This is a genomic window from Fodinibius halophilus (assembly GCF_011059105.1).
GTDB classification, from domain to species: Bacteria; Bacteroidota; Rhodothermia; order Balneolales; family Balneolaceae; genus Fodinibius; species Fodinibius halophilus.
In genome coordinates, this window is sequence record NZ_JAALLS010000025.1 from 1 (window position 1) to 24430 (window position 24430).

Here is a 24430-nt window from a genome sequence, read left to right on the forward strand (position 1 = left end):
GGATGACTGCCTGGTTTTGCAAAGGTCCCTAATAAATAACTGCTGTATAACTATGCTTCAGCTTTTTTCTTAGCTCTTTTTCGCTCGTTGAAATCGAGATATTTTTTACGAATCCGCAAGCTTTTGGGCGTTACTTCCAAAAGTTCATCATCATCGATAAACTCGATGCACTGTTCCAGACTCATCTTTTTGGCCGGGGCAATCTTAACCTCATCAGCACTCTGGGTAGCACGGTGGTTCGTAAGGTTTTTCTTCTTCACTACGTTAACAACCAGATCATCAGAACGATTGTTAATACCTACTACCTGTCCTTCGTACACTGAATCACCGGGTTCAACCAAGAACGTACCCCGATCCTGCAGGCCTTCAAGCGCATAACTGGTGACTTCCCCTTTTTCTAAAGAGATGAGCGTACCACTGTTACGTCCGGGAATCTCACCGGCATAGGGCTCATAGGCATCAAACTGCTGGTGCATAATACCGGTACCGCGCGTTTCGGTGAGCATCTCTCCCCTGAAACCGATGAGGCCACGAGATGGCACCTTAAAGATCAGGCGATTATTGTCTCCCTCCTGGGTCATTGAGGTCATAATTCCTCTGCGCTGCTGCAGGTTATCAATTACACGGTTACTGTAATCTTTGTGTACATCTACAACCACCTCTTCAAAAGGCTCGTGCCGCTGCCCATCAATTTCTTTATACAGTACTTCAGGGCGCGATACCGCAAACTCATATCCTTCTCGGCGCATTGTTTCCGTCAGAATAGCCAACTGTAACTCTCCACGGCCGGCAACCTTGTAAATGTCAGGGTCGTCGGTCTGCTCAACTTCAATAGAAACATTAGTGCGAATTTCACGCATCAATCGATCTTTAATCATATTTGAAGTCACATACTCACCCTCTAATCCTGCGAAAGGTGAATCATTAACCCGGAAAAACATCGCCATTGTCGGCTGATCGATATCATAATAGTCGAGGGCGGTCATTTCGTTCGTGGCCGTCAGGGTGTCCCCGATATCCACCTTTTCATATCCGGCCAATGCAAAAATATCTCCGGCTACTGCTTTCTCTACCGGTTCGCGCTTCAAGCCGGTAAAAGTAAAGAGTTTGGTAGCTTTTGCTTTTTCTTTGAGATCCCCGTTCCGATCAAGCAGGGCAATCTCTTGGCCCTGTTCAATAGTCCCCTGTTCCACACGTCCGATGGCAATACGACCGACATAATCATTCCAGTCCATACTGCTGACCAACATCTTAAAGGGTGCATCAAACTCTTGCTCGGGGGCTGGTATGGTTTCCACAATCTTATCAAAAAGTGGGGTAAGATCATCGTTATCGTCTTCAAGCTCGTGCTTGGCAATTCCGTTAATCCCTTCGGCATAAATAATTGGAAAATCTAACTGTTCATCAGAGGCATCCAGCATCACGAACAAGTCGAAGATCTCATTCAGCACAGCATCAGGACGCGCATCTTTTCGGTCGATCTTGTTGATCACTACAATAGGTTCATAGCCCAAATCTAATGATTTGCGAAGCACAAACTTCGTTTGCGGGAGTGGACCTTCGGCAGCATCCACCAATATAATCACCCCGTTTACCATCTTAAGGATACGTTCTACTTCTCCACCGAAATCAGCGTGACCGGGGGTGTCGACAATATTTATTTTGGTATCTCCCCACTTAACAGCCGTATTCTTGGAACTAATGGTAATCCCTTTCTCTTTCTCCAGATCCCCGGAGTCCATCACCCGTTCTGCAACCTCTTCATTTTCGCGAAAGGTACCGCTCTGCTTTAACATTTGGTCGACCAGGGTTGTTTTACCGTGATCAACGTGGGCTATGATGGCTATATTTCTTAAATCGTTGTACATAAAAAATTGAGTATTATTTAGATAGGTCCTTCAGAAGTTCGTGTCAGCCTGTCTAACGTCCGACAGATCAGGTTCTTCGTTCTAAAAAGAGAAGAGGGTAGATTCTGAAATAAGTTCAGAATGACATAAGGGCCTACATCCTATTTTCACAAGCGTGCAAAGATACGACTTTATTTGCGTAATTCATTATTAGAAAGTTCATTTTTTTCTAATATGCTTTAGCACTCCCTAAATTGCTCATCAGCAGGTATTTTGGTATATATAGATTCAGCAATTTAGAGTTTTAACTCCTCTTAAATATTTTCCGGGTAAAACGCAGGTTTAAAGCACCGGTTTTCCCAGGGTAGGATAGACAACCAGTTTTAAAACAAAATTATTATTTTTGATGGACTTAGAGATTGAAGACCAGCGGTTTATTATCTGTGGTGCAAGTAGTGGATTTGGGCGAGCTATAGCAGAATTACTTTTAGACGAAGGGGCCAGCATAATTGCGGTTGCTCGTCGCGAAGAAAAGCTTAAAGAGCTGCAAGATAACTACCCTGACGCTACCGATATTATTGCCGGCGATCTCACCGATGATGATACACACAACAAAATTGAAGCAGCTATTGGCAATGAGCAACTTCATGGCGTCGTTGTCAATGCTGGTGGACCTCCGGCCTTAAGCCCGTTAGAAACAGCCATTTATGACTGGGACCAAGCCTATGAGAAGGTAATGCGCTGGAAAATTGAGCTTGTTCTGCGATTGGTTTCTTATTTTACCTCCAAAGAATACGGACGTATCCTATTTGTAGAAAGCCAATCTGTAAAACAGCCTATTCCGTCGCTCGTGTTAAGCAATTCATTTCGAGCCGGTATCGTCGGTTTTGCGAAATCTCTCTCGCAGGAAGTTGCCGATACCGGGGTAACGGTCAATGTTCTGGCCCCCGGATCTCACGATACTCCTGCCATTGAACGCGTCATCAAAAAGAAAGTCGACAACTCCGATAAATCATATGAAGAGGTAAAAGAGGAGATGGAAGCTGCTATCCCGGTAGGACGTTTTGGGAAAGGCGAAGAGATCGCTTCATTGGCCGGCTGGGTGTTATCCCCCCATTCCTCATACGTAACGGGGCAAACAATAAGCCACGACGGCGGCAGCATACAGGGAATTTTTGGCTAGCTACTCCCTTTAGATCATTTTTTCAATAGAGATCCCCTAATAGGTTTCGGGGATAACGAGTGACCATTAATAGACTAACAACCAACACTGCTATGAATAGGGAACTATTCGATTATTCAATAATTATTTTCATGGGTATTATGTTATCAGTAATTATATACCTGGACTGGGCTGATTTCTATACCACTTTTTCTCTGATTCCTTTAGCCGGATTTTATTATCTTGGACAATATACCGAGCGTACATTTGGGCCTACCAATATTTAAGTTCGGTCAGAATTTGTTCATAAAATATTAGTATTACAATCTAACTGACTATGTGGCATCAGCAGAAGATAACCCTTTCCAAGAAATCTCGGGGCTATCATATTATCACAGATGAGATTTTAGAAACCATTCCTAAAATCAAAGAGATTAGAACGGGCTTGGCTCATATTTTTATCCAACATACCAGTGCCAGCCTCACCATCAATGAGAATGCAGATCCCTCGGTACGTCGCGACTTCTTAACTCATTTCAAACGGATGGTCCCGGAAGATACCTCGATGTATGAGCATACCCTTGAAGGCCCCGATGATATGACCTCTCATATTAAAAGCTCGATGATGGGTTCATCGGTAAGTATCCCCATTACGGATGGCAAACTAAACCTTGGAACCTGGCAGGGTATCTATTTATGTGAACACCGGAATAATGGTGGACGCAGGAAGCTGGTCGTAACGCTGCATGGAGAATAGCTTTTCACAATTTAGGCCTTCAAAAAATGAGCAACAGACAAGAGAATATCGAAAACGAGTTTAGGGATGAAGACCTGCAAGAGTTAGCTTCACAGCTATGTTCTCCTGAGGGAGAAAAAGGTGTTGAGGTTGCCCAAAAGATGGAAGAAACTAACATTAGCATGACATTGAGTACTATTGATTCACTTAGTATTTCTGATAATGATACCATTTTAGAAATTGGCCACGGCAACTGCAGTCATTTGGATAAAGTACTCAATCAAGCTGAAGATATACGATATCACGGCCTGGAAATTTCAGAAACCATGAAGAGAGAAGCAGAAAGGATTAACAGGGATAAAATTGACTCGAATCTCGCTTCCTTTCATTTATATGACGGTCTTAACTTTCCATTCGAAGATCTCACCTTCAATCATGCTATGACTGTCAATACGATATACTTTTGGGAGAAATCCGTTCATCTACTTAACGAAGTCTTCAGGGTGCTAAAACCCGGCGGTTCCTGTAGCATCGGTTTTGCCCAGAAGTCTTTTATGAAACAGCTGCCTTTTGCAGAGTATGGGTTTAACCTTTTTAATACTGACGATGTTAAAAAGCTCGTTGCAGAAACAGCATTCCAGGTTGCTTCTGTCCGCGATAAAACTGAACAAGTTACCAGCAAAAGTGGTGACGAGGTGGAACGAGAATATACCGTTATTACTCTTACAAAGTAAGGAGGCTTTGCAAAACCATCCGCACCTTCTCATTTCTACTGGAGAATCAGTATCTCATGTACAGTAGCATTAAAGCGAAGATCCTGAAATAAATTCAGGATGATGTATCTGGTTTTGCAAAACACTTAAAATAGTTAGCCCTCCCCCTTAGCTAGATTTTCTTACAATTTATTTTGAAATAGCATAGCCAAGATTTAGATTCCCAGATATAATTATCATCTGGATTTTACATTTTAAAATTATTTATTATGAAATTAACAGAACTTCAAGAGATTACATTAATAGGATTGTCATTGCCCGAAAAAACGACCAATGAGAATAATCAGGCCCAAAAAGATTGTGGGCAATTATGGGAAAGATTTCAATCTGAGGATTGTATATCTAATATTCCCAATAAACTCGGTGATGAAGTCTTTGCCGTTTACCACGATTATGAGGGGGATTTCACCCAACCATATTCCTATTTTATAGGTTGTAAAGTACCTGCAGAAACTGAAGTTCCTAAAGGAATGGATCAACTGACAATCCCCGAAGGGAAGTACCAAAAAATCACTGCTAAAGGAGAAATACCCGACTGCGTAGCTAATGCCTGGCGCGAAATATGGGAAAAAGATGGAGAGCTAAACAGGAAGTATCTCGCTGATTTTGAGGTATATGGCTCCAAAAGTCAAGATTGGGATAATGCTGAGGTTGATATTTATCTTTCAACAAAATAGCGGGATCTGCAATTAAGAATGAAGATTATTTTTTAAAGCTAAGTGCTTCACTCTCGTTCCGCAGCTGAGTATCGGAACGAGATGATATGTGACAGGACAACCCCCCCTCCCGCTTCGCGGTACTCCCCTCGAGGGGAGATAATCCGTGGCTTACTTTTATATTTCACTATTTATTTAAAAAAAGATTCATGTGTCTCCTCCCTGCGAGCTGTACAGACTTGGGACAACATAGTACGCTTTAGGGGTACTAAAATGTATCACGGCCATCCTCCGCCACTACGTTAAAACTTCGAGGCCATAGCTGTACTTCCTTCCCTTCACATTACCTGCCATATCATAGTTAGAAGCACAAAGAGGATTATTTCTTGCTCTATCAACGCCTGTCATCGCGAGTGAAGCGCGGCGATCTCCCTGACATAGCTACTTGATACGTTAAAGGATATCCTTTTAGCTCCTATGCGATCTAAGAAAGGGAGACTGCTTTAAATTTGGTGATTTAATTACCTTAAGATGAACTATAACATCCCCAGCCCCCTTCTTACTACACTCAACGCTTTTCATTCGGATAATGTCTGAAGGGGGAGCTTTTTCTTGCCCTTCAACAGAACTCCGAAAAAGATCCCTCCTCGAGGAGGATGGGCAATTCGCGGATTTCGAATTGGTCGGGAGGTGTTCCGTTCTCGAAAATAGCTCTATGATATATGCCCCCCCTTTAGCTACTACGCGAACTTATTCGAGGAGATCCTTCGGCTTCACTACGTTGCGCTCAGGATGACAGTGATTCTGCTGAAGAACGGAGTTTCCTTACCTGATCGCAGGACGAGACCAAGGGTGGGTCAATAGTAGTACATGCATTTCCACGCAGAGAATAAAACCGAGATCCCGAAAGAGATACTTCGCTGAGCTCAGCACATGGTTCGGGATGACAAGGAATTATAATATGGTTTTTAAAGTCGGGGGCCTGGAGACAAATCGCGGGAAAAGCGTGTTAATAACAACTGTCGAGTTAAAGCAGCATGCGACCTCACTGCTTTAACCAGAACAAAATTTGCGATTCCCTGCGTGCTACGAAGCCATACCTACGCCTATGGGCTTCGGCAGATTTCACCTTGGCATAGTAGTGCCTGTACTTTTTGGGTTCGTTTTTTGGTTACAAAAATGAACATCCACGCGATCGAAGATTACTTCGGTCAGAGTAAAAACACTCTTCCCTCGTAATGACACTGCTTTTATTAGGGAAAAGAATTTCCCTCCCTGAATTTTTAGGGAGGGACCAAGGGTGGGTCAATATAGCACGAGCAAGACGCTCGCGCTATTGGTTTGGTATTCTCAACAGCCAATCAATTTTTGGTAGTTCCAACTTTACTGATCCAACTACCAGCGAAAATAGAACAAGCGAAAAAAGTTGTACCGCAGAGTGGTAATAAACTATTGCCAAAATCGGGAGAGTCTCGTTCTTACGCAGAGCGCAACTAAGCCAAGATTTCGTTGAACAAGGCAACAAAACGATATGTAATACCATCCTCCTGCACCTTCTTCTGTTCCCACTCTCTCCGTGATGGATTCGATCATAAGAAGGACTACCACTCCTTGCATTAAGAATAGATAAAATCTTTTTACCCCCCTTCTTTGCCGATTGTAACTTCTTATATTAAGGGTCATAAAAATCAAAGATCTGTGTAGTATAAAAGAGACTCATTACCATTTTTAAGATAACTGACCAACTCCAACAGGCGATAAAATATATAGGGGAGGTCTCCAGGGACGAACAGTTCTACCTCAGCCTGCGCCATGCCGCCGGGGCTTTAATTCCCCTTGTAATCAGCGAACTGCTGGGCTATCCAACCATTGGCCTTGAGATGATGCTGGGTGCTTTCTTTGTCTCCGGTGTTGATATTGCAGGTACATTCCGTTCCAAAGCTTCTGCTCTGCTTATCACTACGGGAATATCGATCACTATTACCTTTCTGCTGTTGCTCACCGGGGGCAACCTTATGTTAATCCTGGCTATGCTGTTCCTCTTTGTCTTTGGCCTGGCCTATATTTCTCCATTTAGTCTGCGCTATTCTCTTATGGGCTTAATGGGGTATTTAGCCATCATTATTGCCATTAGCTTGGTAGGACGCTTTAATTCACTCAATGATATTCTATACCACTGCTCACTAATGTTGAGTGGTTCTCTGTGGTACACTTTTTTTGCGTTAGTGATCCACTTTTTTACCGGCACTCGTACCATTACACGACGACTGGCTACATGCATGCGCCAGACAGGACACTTTTTTCAACAACGCATTACCATGGTAGAGCCGGATATTGATCATGAAGAAGGCATTTTTGAAATAGCCGAAATACAACACGATTTAAATGAGACGCAGGAAAGTGTACGAGAGTTACTGTTTAGTAACACCTCCTTGCTATCCGGGCGCAGCAGTGAACGCCGACTTTATAATCTGATATTCATTGAGCTCATCGATATGCACGAGCTTGCCATGGCGACTCCTATCGATTATCCCAAGGTTCGAGATTTACTACACCGATATCCCGAGTATAGTATTATTCGAGACATTATTACCAAAATTCACGAAGAGATGGATATCCTCGCAGATGTTCTACAGCATGGAAATGATTATAAGAATCCCATGCAATTGCAGGATGAACTTGGAAACCTCGAAATAAAACTGGGCGAACTCAAGCAGAAAGTTTTTGAGGATGACGAGCGCGATGAAGAGACCTATCACACATTGAAGCGTATTGAACTCTACTTACACAAACAGCTTCAAAAAGTGGAAGTAATTCAGAAAGCCATCCTAAACTGGCAAGGATATGCTGATGCTCCTGAGGAACTTAGCCAACAATCGGAATCCGAACTCAGTTCTCGAGACCTACCTCAATTCATCACCCCAAACCCACTAAACTGGGAAAGTTTTATTGACAACCTGAGTTTTGAATCCAGCTACTTTCGTTATGCCCTGCGAACAGCAACAACAGCTGTAGCAGGTTATGGACTGGCCCACATCCTTGGTCTCCAAAATGCCTACTGGGTATTATTAACAATACTTGTGGTAATGAAGCCCGGATACGGTGTTACCAGCAAGCGCTTTTTCCAACGTATTGCAGGTACCCTTATTGGAGCTATTATTGCCTATGGATTATATCTGCTTGATCCCAGCCATGCAGCGTCACTTGCTATTTTCGGCATATCCCTTACCCTGGCCTTTACCTATGTCGTGCGTAATTATGTTGTTGCCTCTTCCTTTTTTACCATTTTTGTGATTTTTATGTACAGCTTTTTAAACCGTGAGATACCCTCTATGGTAGTATTCCGGGTGGTTGATACTATTATAGGAGCTACCTTGGTTATAGGAGCAGTTCACTACCTTTGGCCTTCATGGGAGTATCAAAAGTTTCCGTATCTCTTACGGCAGTCGCTAAAAGCCAACAAAAAGTATCTTGATAAGGTACTCAGCTATCTGTTTCGGGGTAAATTCGATGAAAAAGAATACCGTCTGGCTCGTAAACAGGCTTATGTGGATATGGCTAATCTTATCTCTTCCTATCACCGCCTTTCCGGTGATCCCAAATCAAAACAAAAAGGAGCTCGACTTTCCTACGATCTGGCATTATTGAATTATATGATTCTTTCTGCCACAACATCACTGGGTATCTTCTTACAGCGACATCCTAAACAGCAATTTCACCATCCCGAGTTTGAAATTATAGGCAAAGGAATTTACGATAATATGGCTCTTTCTGAGCGCTGCTTCAGATATTCTTCCGCTTCTGCTCCTGATGAAGAAGTCGCTAAGTCCGAACGTATTGAAGAAGCCAGCGAAGCACTGTCAAAACAGATCTATACCCTTAAAAACAAACTTGAACCCGAAGATATCCCGGCCCAACATCATTCAGAGACCTATCTGCGCTATGCACACATCAACTATTTGAGTCGGCAGTTACGCTGGATGCTTGAGTTGAGTCGGTCGGTTGTTAATCGGGCAGCCTATCCGGAACGCTATACCGGAAATTCAGAAACTGCAGATGCTGAAGGTTAGAAATAGCTCGCTTAGACCCAGGCTTCAGTTGAAGTACTTAATATTGGGAATAATGGTTTTTTAATAACTTATGTAACTCATGATCCTTTAGCATCTTTGCTCCCATTCTGGCACCCACGAATGCTAGGTTGCTATTATTTACGCTTTTGCCAGGAATTAACAGAGGAACAAAGATCTTCAACGGAAAGACAAGATAGTCATAGCATGACTAACCCACCTCTTGGTCTCCTCCCGGGGAGGAGAGACGTTTGAATTAGGATTATATGGCATATTCCAACTTCTAACCCTGAAATCTGAATCCAGATTTCTCACTGCGTTCGAAATGACTCGCTTGTTAAAACGGTGTGTATTTCCCTCACTACAATATCTTAATGTCATCTCAACTAGCGGGAGATATAGTTTTTACTACAGACAAACTAAAAGAAGTTAACTTGCCATTATTCTTGTGCGTGTGCCCCCCTACTAATCCATCACTTAACTATACTGCAAGCACCCCGCCTGTGCCATATTGTTTTAAAGGGATTAAAAATCCTGCTAGCTCCAAGGGAATTGCACTCCAGGCGAGCCAAAAGATTATTCAAACACATCCGTCCTACTACTCCAGCGTAATAGAACATTCTTTACTTCCTTTTATGATTCCCTCCCAGTCGCCCGACGAAAGGCCAGAGCTCGGACTTACTTTTGCTGAGTGACGCCTCAATTGGGGATATTATTCAAGCGAGATACCCACACCACCATTACAATCAGAAATGCTCCAAAATAACAAAGGCTTCGCTAAACAAGCATAAGAGCTTGCTCAACGAAGCCTTCTAGATCCACGAAGCTTTATGCGCAGTGGATGGCGCAGTTGAGCGGAGAGAGAGGGTCGACTACGCTAAAGCTACGTCGACTGCAAGATTCGTTTCATAAGCACCGATCGACCTGATCCCGTCTTAAAGTACTTTTCNAGAGGGTCGACTACGCTAAAGCTACGTCGACTGCAAGATTCGTTTCATAAGCACCGATCGACCTGATCCCGTCTTAAAGTACTTTTCCAGTTCCCGGGCTTGCCTTTTGGTCTGAACAGCTACATATGCCTCGAGCGTAAAAGGAGCATAATGTTTCGTAGATTGGACGCTCTCTGCATTATGAGCTGCAAATCGCTCTTTTAACTCTTTTGTATAACCGATGTATCGCCAATCTCTATTTTTGCTTTTCAATATATATACGTAATACATACTCTCTTTTCTCTTGAAATAACAAAGGCTTCGCTAAACAAGCATAAGAGCTTGCTCAACGAAGCCGTCTGGATCCACAGAAGTTTTATGCGCAGTGGGTGGCGCAGTTGAGCGGAGAGAGAGGGATTCGAACCCTCGATACCCCGTTGGGGGTATACTCCCTTAGCAGGGGAGCGCTTTCGACCACTCAGCCACCTCTCCAAGTGAAGTCGCAAATATAAGCTGCTTTGCAATCCTTATCAATAAAAAATATAAATATTATTCATTTTCTTGGTCTTCTTCGTCCAGGATATAAATCTGGGCTAAGTTTCGACCTTCCTGGGCATAATCCAACCCATACCCCAATACAAAAAGGGTGGGAATTTTAAACCCTACATAATCCAGCTGTACTTCGTGATGAGTAGCTTCGGTTTTGTGGAGCAATGTAACCGTGGCAATGGATTCGGGATTTTTCTTCTCCAGTTTATCCAACAAATAATTCATTGACAGCCCGGTGTCAACAATATCTTCAACAAGAATCACATTACGACCTTCAATATCAGCATCAATATCTTTGAGATCCGTCACTTCTCCCGAGGATACTTTTTCATCACCATAACTGCTGAGCTTCAAAAAGTCGACCTCGCATGGGATCTCTACCGAGCGCATCAAATCTGACAGAAAAATATAGGCCCCATTCAACACCCCTATAAAAATTGGGTTTTGGCCCTCATACTTTTCTGATAGTTCTTTACCCAATTCGGCAATGCGTTCTTCGAGCTCCTCCTCTGTAAGATAAATGCTGAAAGTTTCACCGTTGCACTGAACCGTTTCGGGCTTATAAAGCGACATGTATACTACGTTCGATTAGTTATTAACAGGCATTGCTTCGTATCAGCTTCACATTTGAACTGTTCTGAAACTGTGCCTGTTGCTGATTGTTTTTTAATTGGCGTAAAGATAAGGGCACAGATTGTTTCTTCAAAAGATTCAACTACAATTGCCTGGTTCTTCTTTGAAGCCCTCACTTTTCGGTTAGTCAGATGGTCTGCCACCTTTTGATGCCCGCTCATCCCCAAGGGTTGTAGAACATCGCCCGGCTGCCAGCGGCGAATGGTTATTGGCCACTGTATTTTATCGGCATCCAAATATAAACCCTCTTTAAAATCGCGATCTATATCAACTGTAATTTGTAGAGAAATATTAGCATGAATATACGGCCCATCCGCTAAGGTATTTTTGTGCAAGGTGATAGTGCTAAACAGTTCTTCACTGGTACTGTTTAGCACATAATAACTGCGATCCCGAAAAATTGAATACTGTGGTGTGAGTTCAAGCTCTTTGCCCGTCTGCAAATCTGCCAACTCTTCTACCCTGCTTAAACTTTGTCGTGATACTTGTACTCCCGGATCTTGTTTTTTCAACAAGTATAGAATTACTGCTCTCTGAAGTCCAGCATCAAGTGAGTGGAAACCCTGTTCTCGAATCCCCTTATCATCTGTAATCCTATCGGCAATCCAGGCAATAGACTGCTCATAATTATCTGCTTCTTCACTGATACGCAGCACATTCTTTTTCCAACCCGGGAAAAAGTTATCCAACTTCTTAAGCCATTTATTACGAAGAAGATTTCGGGCAAAATTGGTGTCCAAATTGGATTGATCTGTTCGATATGGGATAGCACATTTATCGGCATACTCTTCAATCTCACTTCTGGAAAAATTCAGCAGTGGACGGAACAGCTTCCCATTCCAAGGCTCCATCCCGGTCCAGCTGGCTAAACCGGCACCTCTGAAGATCTTTTGCAAGATGGTTTCTACCTGGTCATCTTCGTGATGAGCAACAGCAATGCCATCAGCATCATATTCATTATATAGTCCTTCAAATACACGGTACCGCAGGTTGCGAGCCCATTGTTGAAAATTTTCACCTTGGCCATTAGCAGGGTCGGCATTGACGGTATGGCATTTATAGCCCCATTCAAAAGCCATTTGTTCAACAAGTTCAGCATCTTTGTCGGACTCCTTTCCTCGCTTCTGGTAGTTGATATGAGAAACCAAAGCCTCTATCCCCAGCCTTTTGAACAGATAAAGCAAACACATAGAGTCTACCCCGCCACTAACAGCAACGATAAAAAATGGGGATGAGGGGTCACCACAATGACGTACAACCTGGCGGCGGACCTCTTTTTCAATCGGTAATAAGTCGGATCTGCTCATAAGAAAACGATTCAATTCCGCCATCTTGGTTTAACATTAACAGCTGTCCCTTCTCGTTGATACCCAGCATTTTAAAGGTATTCTTTTTCAATTCCCCATTTACCTTCAATCCTACCCACTGCCCGTACCCCACGATATTCCGGTTTATTCCTTTTATTAAAGCGCGATGCTGACGCTGCCACAGATTATATTTATACTCTATACGACGAAGCAGGTTACTTAGCAATGGTTCGCGCTCAACACTATGCCCCTTCTTAAGCTGAACAGAAGTAGCCTCGGATGAAATACCCGGTGAAAAGGAGGTCTGATTAACATTCATCCCAATACCTATGACCAGGCGATCTAATTTATTTCCGGCAAACATGGTCTCTGTTAGTAACCCAGCTACTTTTTTACCATTTAGCAATACATCATTGGGCCATTTAATACAAACCTGCGGATCATTAAAAATTTCTTGAAGCTGGTCAACAATTGCTAATGCACATGCTAATGTAAGTACATGAAACCGTTCTCGTGCCTGTGGCTTAAAAACGAGTGAAAATGTTAAGTTCTGTCCCGATTCCGATTCCCATTCACGCTCATACTGCCCACGGCCTTGCGTTTGATTATCCGTAACACAAAGCATACCATGGTCAATTTTGTCGGCTGGTAATGATTTCACATACGAATTTGTGGATTCCAGCTCCTCAAAGTAGGTCAAACTTTGACCTATCCACTGGGTCGTCAACTTTTGTTGAAAGGCAGAAGTATCAAATTGAGTACTCAAAATGAGTTATGATAAAACGTTATAAAATTTACGCTTCAGATAATTTGCTTTTTAATAGATCAATTTTTGTTACCGGCGTTGGATCAATATTACTAAGCATAGCCAAATAAAAGCTGGTCCAGTCGGCCATCTGGATAAGAGAAAAGATTCTGCTTAGGTAGTTAGGGCCTCGTGAATTAATAATATGCAACGATGCCGTTTGATCTTCAATAAGCTCTTCTACAATCTGCATCCTCCGCTGTACACGAGGACTGTCATCTTTATCCTTTAATATAATTACCGATAGGCGTCCGGTTAGATGGACTACCCGCTCCCATCCTACAATTTCGTTATGCGTCATTTCGGGCAATGTATTGCTATAGGCCAGCGTTTTGGCATTCTGTTGAAACTGATTTTGCCACCACAGGCATACCGGTTGCAAGGTCACTGCATCTGAATAAAAAATGGGCAAGGTATCCTTAATATCGTGTGCCAGATTTAGTGCCTCATTGTCCTCGGGATTAGAGTACAATTCATTTTCATCCGCCAAAAATTGCTGCGTCTCATTCAGTATCTGCTCACTCTCATTAATTATTCCCAAATACTGCATTATGCGATACAGGGGAATAAAGATATATCCAATCGCTGTGCGAGACTCCACCCCACCGGGAAGCTTAATATAATCAATATCTTCTTTGGCAGCTTTCAACATCAATTCGCCACCCGAGGTTACCACAATAGATTGGGCTCCCTTATCACGTGCCGCAACTAATGCCGTGAGTGTTTCTTCGGTATTACCGGAAAAGCTACAGGCAACGACTAATGTATTTTCATCAACCCAACCGGGAATTTTGTAATGGCGGGTTATTTCTACCGGATAAGGACACTCATCATAAACGTAAGCCTGAATTAGCTCTCCGCCCGAGGCTGAACCGCCCATCCCAACAAAGCACAGTTTATCTATCCGTTCTTTATCAATGGTAAATTCGATATTCGCTGTTAAATCAACAGCCTCCTGCCATTGTCTTGGAAAGTCAACCAGCTTTTGCCACATATCTTGGCTATCCAGCGACTGGATATGCTTTTTATCCATATACTTTATCTAACTCTTTTTAAATACTGTTCCAATTAGAAAATAATTCATTAACGTGCCCAATTGTTTGAGCATCTAACACATTTTGGGCTAACTCATGTAGTTCCGATGACTCATGAGACCGAAGAGCTTTTTTGACAGCAGGTAGAGCCGCCGCATTCATACTTAAATCATCAATGCCCATTCCCACCAGACAACAAGCAGAAACAGGATCAGAAGCCAGCTCGCCACAAATACTTAAAGGGATACTTTCTTTTTGAGCAGCCTGCGATACCCGGTTGATGAGTTTCCACACAGCAGGATGACGCTGATCATATAGTTTTGAAATGCGTTCATTTCCGCGATCTACAGCCAGCAAATATTGGGTTAAATCGTTGGTTCCGATGCTCATAAAATCAACATGCTGAGCAAAAAAATCAGCCTGCAGTGCAACATTGGGAACTTCCACCATTATTCCCAACTCAATATCTTTGTCAGGCTCAACACCATTTTCGGAAAGTTCTTCTTGGGCAGCGTCCAACAGAGCACGAACCCTGCTAATATGCTCTATTGTTGAAACCATGGGGATTAAAATGCGCACCCGGCCTTTAAATTCAGCAGCTGCCTTACAGATTGCTTTAAGTTGTTGCTCTAAAAGCTCCTCTTGATCCAGCAGCATCCGTATGCCTCTCCACCCCAGAAAAGGATTTTGCTCCAAACTACTATTATCGAGTACTTTATCACCCCCCGCGTCAAATAGTCGAATAACTACCGGATGAGGGGCCGTATTTTCCAGCATTTTTATATAAAAGGATTCCTGCTCATCAACATTTTTAAACTGTTGATTCCGCAAATAGATTGATTCGGTACGTAACAATCCAATACCTTCGGCACAATATTTTTCAACAGCCTCTAACTCTTCGACAAACTCAATATTTGCACGTAAAGAAAACGAGATTCCATCTTTTGTTTTATTGGGATGTTGGCAGATCTTTTTTGCATCCCGAAGTATCTTCTGATAATCATCAATCTGCTTGCGATACCTTTCTTGGGTATCCCCATCGGGATTAACGATAACCTTTCCCAGCCTGCCATCCACAACCACCTGGTCATCCCCGGTAATTTTTGATGTTCCCTCTTGGGTTCCCAGAACTGTTGGCAGCCCCATAGAACGAGCAATAATTGCAGCATGTGAATTAACACCCCCTCTATCCATGACAATCCCTTTTACCCCCTGATCGGCGAACTCAATAACCTCACGGGGACTTAACTCATTTGCAATAACGATAGCTCCTTCAGCCACATCATGGGCGTCATAATTATGCAATACCTGGATAAGGCGATCTCTGATATCGGTAATATCAACAGAGCGGTCTTCGGCCTGGTTTTGTTTCAGAATACGCAGGTAGGTCTCAAAAACGGAATCTACAGCCGCATCAGCCGTTAAGTTTTCATCAATAATTTTCTGTTTAACCTGCTTATTCAGCTCCGGATCTTTAATTACTTCAACCTGCATCCGCACAAGCTCTTCCGTATTCGCCTCGTCCTGTTCGCTCAGAATCTGATTAAGTTCATTTTCAACTTTTGTGCGAGCCTGTTGAAATTCATCCAGCTGATACTGGATCTGTCCATCAGTGACAAAGGTCTCAGATACCGATGGAAGACGACGCTTATACGTACTGGCCTTACCAATAACAATGCCCGGTGCTCCCGGCGCTCCAGACAACATCATTTCCTAGTATTTTTACTGTTCATCTTCTTCATAAACTTCACCAAAACCGCTGTCTATGAGTTCAACAATCGCTTCTAGTGCTTCTTCTTCATCTTCGCCGTCGAGTTCCAGTTCAAGTTCTGCTCCTTTTTCTGCAGCCAGGGTCATAACCCCCAAAATACTTTTCCCATTTACTTTATAGCCATACATATGGATATAAAAGTCAGATTCATATTTCGAAGCCAACTTTACCATAGCGGCTGCAGGTCGGGCATGCAGACCGGCATCATTAACAATAGTAACGTTCTTTTTTATCATCCTATAAAATTCTTTAATTGAGGCTTAAGATGCCAATTATTGCCGTAACTATCCACAACTGTTACATGAAAATCCTACCACTATACCGGCAATATTAGGTATTAAAAACTATTGCGAAGTTGCCCATGACAATATTGTCAACTGTTCTGCTGATTTCTTAAATTGTTGCTCATTTTGAACTCCTATTAAAAAAATATCTTCCATGTCCGTAACGAAAAAAGATGTTGATTACGTTGCAGATCTTGCGCGTCTAGAACTAACTGAAGAGGAAACCGAATCGCTGGCAGGAGATATGAACCAGATTCTTGATCATATCGCTACCCTTGAAGAGGTTGATACTTCTGATGTAGAACCCCTGGAACATGTTATTGACCTGGAGTACCGACTTCGTGATGACAAAGCTGAAGAACCGTTATCTCACGACGATGCTCTTAAAAATGCTCCTGATGCCGACTCTGACTATTTCCGAGTTCCACGAGTTATCGATTAAATACCTCTTATATAATCAAAAGGGGTATAACTGAGATCAGCCAACTTCAATTCGGCATACTACCGGTTTTAAAAAAACACGTTCATTTAACCTCTTGCTACTTTGAGTAAACAAAAGCAGAAGTCCGATCCAAAAAACGATTTCATCTCACGGCTCTCCGAAAAAAAACAACATTGGATAGCCTTATCAATCCTGTTTTTGTTACCCCTGATTCTGTATTCTGCCATCTTTTTTGGCGGCGAACGGTTTTTAGGCAACGATGTATTACAATGGCGCGCCGGGGCCGAATCTGTTGTTGAACATATTGATGAGCATGACGAACATCCCCTCTGGTCAACAAACATGTTTTCGGGGATGCCCTCTTATGTGATACATACGCCCGAGAGTCCCTATAACATCGATAGCCTGATTAAAGATTTAGGAGAAAAAACCCATCCGATCCCCTTTTTGTGGATTCTACTGGGTGGTTCATACTTATTTTTTGTAATCCAGGGGTTACGACCATTCTCTTCGGCCCTGGGAGCTATTCTCATTGGCTTTACTACCTACCTCCCTATTATTATCGAAGCAGGCCATGTTAGCAAAGTTGTGGCCTTTTCGTTTATCCCCTGGATGTTTGTGGGGTACTATATGGTTTCGCGATCCTCAAAAAAACTTCTCGCCTTTTTTGTTTTTGCTTTGGCAATGACATTACAACTGCGAGCAAGACATCCCCAGGTTACCTATTACTTTTTATACCTTTTGGGCTTTTGGTGGATCTACGACAGCTGGTTAGCCTATCAAAAAGACAAGATCGTGGATTGGCTACAGCGCACCGGTATCGCTTTTGGTGCAGGCATATTAGCCATTATCTGTAGTATTGACCTGTACTGGCGTTTTTATGAATATGCACAATATAGTACCAGAGGAGGCTCTACGCTGGATACAGCTCAAGGGGGCGGCCTTTCCCTGGAGTATGCTTTTAGCTGGTCTCAGGGAGTGGGTGAACTACTTACCCTAATAATACCGGGACTCTACGGAGGCTCATCCGGGGAAGCCTATTGGGGCCCCAAATCTTTTACCAGTGGTCCCCATTACTTTGGAGCAATCGCATTTGTGTTAGCCCTTATTGGATTGATCCATTACCGCAAAAAAATAAAATACCTGTTTTTTGGTGTCGGATCTCTAACGATGCTCTTCTCACTGGGCTACCATTTTCCCCTGCTTAATGAGTTCATGTTTAACTACATGCCGTATTTCAATAAATTTCGGACCCCGGAAATGTGGCTCATCGTTACGGTTTTCTGCTATTCGGTGTTGGCGGTATTCGGTATCGAGGCGTTGATAAACTTAGCTAAGGATGCTAAGAAATCAACTAAGGATTTATTCCTGCCTTTGGGTATAGCTATTGGTATAGGTGCTATATTTGCTTTGGGTAGCAATGCGTTACTTTCATTTGAAAAACCGGGAGAATTCAATCAATATGCCCAGCAATTAGCCCGCCAGAACAATGTTTCTCCCGATAACCAGCGGGTTCAGCAGGGCGTCAACAATTATATTAATACCAAACTAAAGCCGAAGCGAAAAGAGATTGCCAGCAGCGATGCCACCCGGTACCTAATTTTGGTACTCCTGGCAGGTGGACTCATTGTCGGATTTATACAGCGAAAAATTAGCAAAGGATATCTTCTGCTCGGTCTTTTGTTGCTTACGGCCTATGACATACTCCGTGTCGATTCGCGATATGTGAACGAAAAACGAATGGTTTCAGACACATTTGATGCTGAACAGATGATCCAACGGAGGCAACAGCCGGTGGACGCCTTTATCATGGAAAATATTGAAAGCGACCAAGGTTATCCCTATCGCGTTTTCCCATTGATGAGAAACCCGTTTAATAATGCGATACCTGCCTACTTTTATCCTACCATTGGCGGATATACCGGGGCGAAACTGGCTCACTACCAAGATCTGGTTGATAATCTGTTGATGAAAGGGCCATCCGGCGTTAACCACGCTATTCTTGATATGCTGAATGTTAAATATGTTACTGCACAGCAGGCCCTGCCTTTTAGTGGTTATACCGAAGTCTTTAACAAAAATAATCAACGGGTTTATCGGAATAATGATGTACTGCCCAAGGCCTTTTTTGTGGATTCTGTTAAAACGGTACCATCTCCACAGGCGGCTGTAGACCTGATGCAACCGACTGCTAACTTCAATCCCGAAACAACAGCTATTGTAGAAAAGGGAACCCCGGTTTCTGCAACGTCTGATACAACGTCAAGCGTTACGATAACGTCTTACAAAGCAAATAAGATCGAGCTAAGCACTAACACAAACCAAAAAGACTATTTGGTGCTAAGTGAAATCTATTATCCTGCAGGCTGGACCGCTACTATTGACGGGAAACCTGCTAAAATCCATAAAACGAACTTTGTTCTTCGCGGTTTGGAAGTCCCGGCCGGGGACCACACTATTACTATGACATTTGAACCGGCCTCGAACGTTTGGGGGAGCCGTTTTGCATGGGGCGGGCATATCATATTGTGGCTGTCGGGAATTGGAATATTGATAAGATATACCGGCTGGGGAAAGGAGGATTCAAACAGTAAGTAGTCTATACTTTTATCCCTCGTAATTCTTCATCAATTTTTTTTACTACTCCTTTACTGTTGTTATTAAACTTCCGGGCAAAGAGGGGATAAAAATCGCCATATGTTCCCTCTATCTTTGATACCCTTTTCAACCTATTCACGTGCTCCTCAGCTATCAATTCTGGCCCTGTTCCGTCTCCCCAATCCATATAGGTAACACACGGCTTTGTATGCTTTAAAAAATAAGAATTGCCAATAATAGTATGGAAAAAAGCTTCGTCAGGAATCTTGGTATATCTAAAAAAGTCGATATAGTCGGGTTCATTACTAAGTTGTTGTAAGATATAACCAACACATTGATGAGACAGCACAAACCATTGAGAACCAACATAAATTTTAAAAGGGATATCGCGCTTAATACCGAATAGTTTAGCAAGCCCGGTAATAACTTTTTCGGATAATGTCATCAGCTTGCGCCACTTAAAATCAAAATGGTAATATTCAAAGCGTTCCATTTTTTTATGGGGCAACGGGGCCGCTTTAATATTAATCCGCTCGTACCCTTTAGCCAGCTCCTTTGTAATTCTTTCGTTAGAACGTACGGGGTAATCGGCCCCACTTATTAAACAGTAATAGCCTTCTCCACTAGTGCGGTAAGCCAGTTGCAACAGCTTAATAGTCGCTACCACCATACCAAAGCCACCCCAGGTAATATCAATTCTATCTTCTACAACATGAACATTGGCTTTATTGTTATGGTAGTTCTGTGTTGCTGTTTTATCAATATGAATAAAAAAGTTTACCCCTTGTTGATCCAGAGCAGAGATAAGCCGGTCCAGGTGCTCAAAATTTGTATGGGCAAGAATTAAATAATTTATCTTCATTGTATAATTATTTTATTCAGATAATACGAAAATCAATTAAGCCAACTATTAAAACTTAATGCCACCATTTTCCTGAAATAATTTTTTTAAACTCATCCCAATAACGAAAACCAGGCACCCAGAAAATAAATTCAGTCAAACTTAACGGCTTTTGCTGGGCCCTTCGGATATTAAACAATTGATATTTTCGCTGTGCTCTGCTCAAACGCTTCTTATGTTTGTTATAAAACTGTAGATATCCCTTACCAGCCGAACGCGATGTAATTCGCCCCTCTTCTCGATCCATAAATATCGTTTGCAACGGCTGCTGTACATTGCGGATCGGGCCATAGGCATCGCAGAGTCTAATCCAGAGATCGTAATCTTGTGCCGCTTCCAGTTCGGGGTCAAATCCTCCTACTTTCAACAAACGGTCGCGTTTTACTAACACCTGGTTGCCTACTTGGTTGGTGTATAACAAGGTTTCAAGGTCTACTACTTTTTGTTTTTTCCAAACCGCTTTACCCCGGGGAAACACCATATCTATATCCGAACATACACAGGCATAGTCATCGGTATATGCGTTCATTAACATGTTAATGCGTTGTTTGTGCCAGGTATCATCATCATCAAGGCCGGCGATAAAAGTACCTCGGGCATGCTGAATGCCCCTGTTCCGAGCCCGGCAAGCACCTACCGACTTTTCTAACCGCATGTATGTAATATCATATCGCTGTTTATACTCTTGCATAATGGTCGGTGTATTATCGGTTGAACCGTCATCAACGACCACTACCTCTAAATTATCATACGTTTGCTCTAATACTGAGTCTAATGCACGAGGAAGTAAGTTTTCTCTGTTATGTGTTGTAAGAATAGCCGATACGAGTGGCTTCTGCTCAGCTGAGGTATTCATAGAGGGAATCACAAATTCGTATTTTTAAAATAATAACATATTTTCAGCTGTTTATTAACGTCGGCATTAGCTTTATTTGTATGATCAAACAACTCACTGTTACATTCATAATATGCTCCTATAATCGGGCTGCCTACCTGGATGACACCCTCGGATCTTTAATAGAACATCAGCCAACTGATAGTTCAGCATATGAATTTTTAGTTGTTGATAATAACTCAACTGATAACACGGCCGAAGTAGTAAAGAAACACCAAAAAATTGCCAATAAAGATGATAAATACATCCGATACATCAAAGAAACAAAACAAGGATTGTCATTTGCCCGCAACAGGGGCATCACGGAGGCCACAGCTACACATGTGGTTTTTTTAGATGATGATATTCAAGCGACCCCCTCCCTGATACCGGCATGGATATCTTTTTTTGAAACCAATCCAAATGCTGTAGCCGGCGGCGGAAAAATACATGTGCAGTTTGATGATCCCCGTCCCTCATGGATGTCGCATTTTTTATTACCTCTACTTGGTCATCATGATCTTGGGGACCGCACAAAGATCTATCCCAAGACAAAATACCCTTTTGGGGGAAACATGGGCTTTAAAAAATCAGTATTCGAGCAGGTTGGCATCTTTGATATCGAACTGGGACGAAAAGGAGAATCACTAAATGCCGGAGAAGAAAAGGAATTATTTCGGCGCATTCGTTCGAAGTATAAAAATATCTATTATGTGCCAGATGCATTTTTATATCATCGTGTAGGATCGAGCCGCCTAACCAAAGAATATATAGAACAGCAAGCACTGGGTCTCGGACAAAGTATGTGGCTGCGACTCAGAGAGGCTACAACAAATCAAAAGTTAAAAAATTGGATTACTGAAGCGGCAAAATTACTTGGTTCTTTTCCACTGGCAATTGGATATATAATAATTCTGCAACCCTCTAAAGCCGCCATGTTGTTTCAGTTCCGCTGGTGGATATGGAAGGGATACAACCAATCCTCATAATCAAGAGTCTAGACACTCTTCATAGATTTGAGCAAGTTTCTGACCCTGCATCTCTGCATTGAACTGTGACTTCATACGTAGGGCAGCCGCTTGCCCCATTTGTTTTCGCAATGCAGTCTGCTCATAGAGAGTGTACAGATGTGTTGCCAATGTCTTCACATCTTTTTCTTCAGCTATTAAACCCGTTTTCTGATCCTCTACCACTTCAGGGATGTCTCCATGCCTGCTTCCAATAACCGGAAGTCCTGTTGCTGAAGCTTCAATAGTGGTAACCGGAGCCCCACCTTCGTTATCACCGTCTTCTGCTTCTACACTCGGTGCCAAAAACAAATTATGCTTGTAATATTCTTCCCGTAATTCTTCTAACGGCACCATACCCACCAAATTAACGACCTCCTCCAGCCCATTACTTCTTATATACTGTATAATATCTTCTTTTACTCTTTCAGAAGCAGCAGTACCACTGCTATCTCCGATAAGTGTTAATGTACCTTCACCGCCTTTTTTTCGAAATTTATGAAAAGCTTTTAGCCCATGAATAAATCCTTTTTTCTCTACAAAACGCCCAGCCATAAGTATTTTCAACTCCTTATCCTCTGAATAGCTTGAACGAACTTCATAGTGATCTAACTCAACTCCCAAATGATGAACAACAATTTTAGCTGAGGGACAACCCAGACGTTCTAGTTTTTTTTTCATTGCCGGTCCCTCTACCAAAAAGCGTTCTCCCTTGTCAAATAATCGCTGGTACTTCTTTTTCCATTTTGATTTTTTTTCTGGTAATTGGGTAGCATCATACCCATAAAAGGTTGTTACAAGCGGAATATTCAACTGACTTGCTAATTCTGAGCATAAATATCCCATCGGGCCAAAATGAGCATGAATGAGATCAATATTTTTCTTTTTCATTTGGATAAAAAAACTTGGATAGTATCCTATCATCCACATGACCAAGCTATCTGCTTCCAAGATACCTCTGGGCAGCTTATCTTTTCGTGAAAAAACGGGGGGAGTCCATCCTACTGAATCCAAATTGTTGGATTCATTGGTCAGCACTAATGGGTTAACACCTCTACAGTGCTTTATTTGGGTGTGGATCCAATTCTCACTGAGTCGGAAATAAATCAGAGAAGTATGTGCAACATTTATCATTTATAATCACAATTTTATTATCTCTTTATGCAGCACCGGATGCCAGTCAGTAGTATCAATCTGTTCAGCTATTTTGGGATATAGCTTATTTTGAGCCTGGCTGTTTTGTTCTAATATTTTATTATGGCTTCGCTTGGTATTGTGTTTCCCCGCTCCGCTAACATTAGATCGAGAAATATAGTTATATACAGAAGGTTCTGGTGATAACTCAAGAAAACTCAGTAAATCATCAATTGTTTCTTCACCTGATTGTATGAGATCTTTCTGTCGTAATACAAAATAGGATATTTTTTCTTCATCCAGATCTTTTAACAAATGGTTATAACTGTTGGCCCAATAGTCAAAAATAGTTTGCTCATTTATGTCATGAAAATGATTTTGCAAGAGTTCAGCGAGTTCTGAAAGGTTGCCTTTACTTATCTGTCGAGCTACTGACTGCACATTCGCCGCATAGTTTCTTAGCACAACCACAACCTTAATATTGGGATGAATATACTTCAGAATTGATGTATTAAAATTTAGTCGTACCTCTTTAATAATATCAACAGTAGATATCCGTTTAGAAGGGTATTCCCTAGTTCCTTTACGATTAAAGTTAAGTTCAAAAAAATCGCGGGCTAAAGGTAAAGCCCTCCAAAGTTTTTCAGCAATTAGAAAATCCAACTGCCAAGCCAGATCTGCGTCACTTAACCTACTAAAAAAAAACTTGTTCCTTTCCCTTAGGTAAGTGAATTCCTCTTGAAAATATTGGGCTCTCCCAGGTAAATCTTCAATCTTGGTAAATCGATTGGGCCATTGCTTAAACCTACTGGTACGTTCTGACAATGGTTCCATATATAACTCTGTTCCAGAATGCATATCTAATATATTAGACACCCACGTCGTCGCCGATCGTTCTATACCTAATATAAATACCATATG

The 24430-nt window shown here is 42.2% G+C and carries 21 protein-coding genes and 1 tRNA gene; 9 read left to right on the forward strand and 13 right to left on the reverse strand.

The window, feature by feature from the left end:
- Positions 1–50: 50 nt before the first annotated feature.
- Positions 51–1868 carry a translational GTPase TypA gene (gene typA / locus G3569_RS15545; protein WP_165270866.1) on the reverse strand — a complete coding sequence of 606 codons (1818 nt, stop codon included), beginning with the start codon at positions 1866–1868 and terminating at the stop codon, positions 51–53.
- A 385-nt stretch (positions 1869–2253) separates the two neighbouring features.
- Between typA and G3569_RS15550 the strand changes: the two genes are divergently transcribed.
- From G3569_RS15550 to G3569_RS15575, 6 genes are all read left to right on the forward strand, one after another.
- Positions 2254–3030, forward strand: a complete 777-nt coding sequence (locus tag G3569_RS15550) for an SDR family oxidoreductase (RefSeq protein ID WP_165270868.1) — start codon at positions 2254–2256, stop codon at positions 3028–3030.
- Between the two features lie 92 nt (positions 3031–3122).
- On the forward strand, positions 3123–3296 hold the full coding sequence (locus G3569_RS15555; RefSeq protein ID WP_165270870.1) for a hypothetical protein: 174 nt from the start codon (positions 3123–3125) through the stop codon (positions 3294–3296).
- A gap of 50 nt (positions 3297–3346) precedes the next feature.
- A complete protein-coding gene (locus G3569_RS15560) occupies positions 3347–3766 on the forward strand; it encodes a secondary thiamine-phosphate synthase enzyme YjbQ (protein ID WP_165270872.1) in 420 nt (139 codons plus the stop codon).
- 26 nt (positions 3767–3792) lie between these two features.
- Positions 3793–4479 (forward strand): class I SAM-dependent methyltransferase, encoded by a 687-nt coding sequence (locus G3569_RS15565; protein WP_165270874.1) that lies wholly within the window; start codon positions 3793–3795, stop codon positions 4477–4479.
- A gap of 248 nt (positions 4480–4727) precedes the next feature.
- Entirely contained in the window at positions 4728–5195 is a 468-nt protein-coding gene (locus G3569_RS15570; protein ID WP_165270876.1) for a GyrI-like domain-containing protein, read from the forward strand.
- A gap of 1859 nt (positions 5196–7054) precedes the next feature.
- Complete coding sequence (locus tag G3569_RS15575) at positions 7055–9244, forward strand: FUSC family protein (protein WP_165270878.1); 2190 nt, start codon at positions 7055–7057, stop codon at positions 9242–9244.
- 968 nt (positions 9245–10212) lie between these two features.
- On the opposite strand, the gene G3569_RS15580 is transcribed toward G3569_RS15575, so the two are convergent.
- The 8 genes from G3569_RS15580 to G3569_RS15615 form a co-directional block, all read right to left on the reverse strand.
- A complete protein-coding gene (locus G3569_RS15580) occupies positions 10213–10461 on the reverse strand; it encodes a GIY-YIG nuclease family protein (RefSeq protein WP_165270880.1) in 249 nt (82 codons plus the stop codon).
- A 112-nt stretch (positions 10462–10573) separates the two neighbouring features.
- Positions 10574–10662 (reverse strand) — tRNA-Ser (locus tag G3569_RS15585).
- A 57-nt stretch (positions 10663–10719) separates the two neighbouring features.
- On the reverse strand, positions 10720–11292 hold the full coding sequence (gene hpt / locus G3569_RS15590; RefSeq protein WP_165270882.1) for a hypoxanthine phosphoribosyltransferase: 573 nt from the start codon (positions 11290–11292) through the stop codon (positions 10720–10722).
- A gap of 5 nt (positions 11293–11297) precedes the next feature.
- A complete protein-coding gene (gene tilS, locus G3569_RS15595) occupies positions 11298–12659 on the reverse strand; it encodes a tRNA lysidine(34) synthetase TilS (protein ID WP_165270884.1) in 1362 nt (453 codons plus the stop codon).
- On the reverse strand, positions 12631–13425 hold the full coding sequence (locus G3569_RS15600; RefSeq protein ID WP_165270886.1) for a biotin--[acetyl-CoA-carboxylase] ligase: 795 nt from the start codon (positions 13423–13425) through the stop codon (positions 12631–12633). The genes tilS and G3569_RS15600 overlap by 29 nt, the downstream gene beginning before the upstream one ends.
- 28 nt (positions 13426–13453) lie before the next feature.
- Positions 13454–14497, reverse strand: coding sequence for a bifunctional phosphoglucose/phosphomannose isomerase (locus tag G3569_RS15605; protein ID WP_165270888.1), 1044 nt, complete (start codon positions 14495–14497; stop codon positions 13454–13456).
- A gap of 19 nt (positions 14498–14516) precedes the next feature.
- On the reverse strand, positions 14517–16208 hold the full coding sequence (gene ptsP / locus G3569_RS15610) for a phosphoenolpyruvate--protein phosphotransferase (RefSeq protein ID WP_165270890.1): 1692 nt from the start codon (positions 16206–16208) through the stop codon (positions 14517–14519).
- Positions 16209–16220: 12 nt separating this feature from the next.
- Positions 16221–16505 (reverse strand): HPr family phosphocarrier protein, encoded by a 285-nt coding sequence (locus G3569_RS15615; RefSeq protein ID WP_165270892.1) that lies wholly within the window; start codon positions 16503–16505, stop codon positions 16221–16223.
- A gap of 202 nt (positions 16506–16707) precedes the next feature.
- Here G3569_RS15615 and gatC point away from each other — a divergent pair, with 202 nt between their 5' ends.
- Positions 16708–16995: an Asp-tRNA(Asn)/Glu-tRNA(Gln) amidotransferase subunit GatC gene (gene gatC, locus G3569_RS15620; RefSeq protein ID WP_165270894.1), complete on the forward strand. Its 288-nt coding sequence runs from the start codon at positions 16708–16710 to the stop codon at positions 16993–16995.
- A 102-nt stretch (positions 16996–17097) separates the two neighbouring features.
- Entirely contained in the window at positions 17098–19593 is a 2496-nt protein-coding gene (locus G3569_RS15625; RefSeq protein WP_165270896.1) for a YfhO family protein, read from the forward strand.
- 1 nt (position 19594) lies between these two features.
- On the opposite strand, the gene G3569_RS15630 is transcribed toward G3569_RS15625, so the two are convergent.
- Positions 19595–20455 (reverse strand): beta-1,6-N-acetylglucosaminyltransferase, encoded by an 861-nt coding sequence (locus G3569_RS15630; RefSeq protein WP_165270898.1) that lies wholly within the window; start codon positions 20453–20455, stop codon positions 19595–19597.
- A gap of 55 nt (positions 20456–20510) precedes the next feature.
- Positions 20511–21350, reverse strand: a complete 840-nt coding sequence (locus G3569_RS15635) for a glycosyltransferase (protein ID WP_165270900.1) — start codon at positions 21348–21350, stop codon at positions 20511–20513.
- Positions 21351–21430: 80 nt separating this feature from the next.
- On the opposite strand from G3569_RS15635, the gene G3569_RS15640 reads away from it, so the two are divergent.
- Positions 21431–22357 carry a glycosyltransferase gene (locus tag G3569_RS15640; RefSeq protein ID WP_165270902.1) on the forward strand — a complete coding sequence of 309 codons (927 nt, stop codon included), beginning with the start codon at positions 21431–21433 and terminating at the stop codon, positions 22355–22357.
- Here G3569_RS15640 and G3569_RS15645 read toward each other — a convergent pair whose 3' ends face one another.
- Entirely contained in the window at positions 22358–23509 is a 1152-nt protein-coding gene (locus tag G3569_RS15645) for a glycosyltransferase (RefSeq protein ID WP_205720240.1), read from the reverse strand.
- A 6-nt stretch (positions 23510–23515) separates the two neighbouring features.
- Entirely contained in the window at positions 23516–24427 is a 912-nt protein-coding gene (locus tag G3569_RS15650; protein ID WP_165270906.1) for a sulfotransferase, read from the reverse strand.
- Positions 24428–24430: the final 3 nt, after the last annotated feature.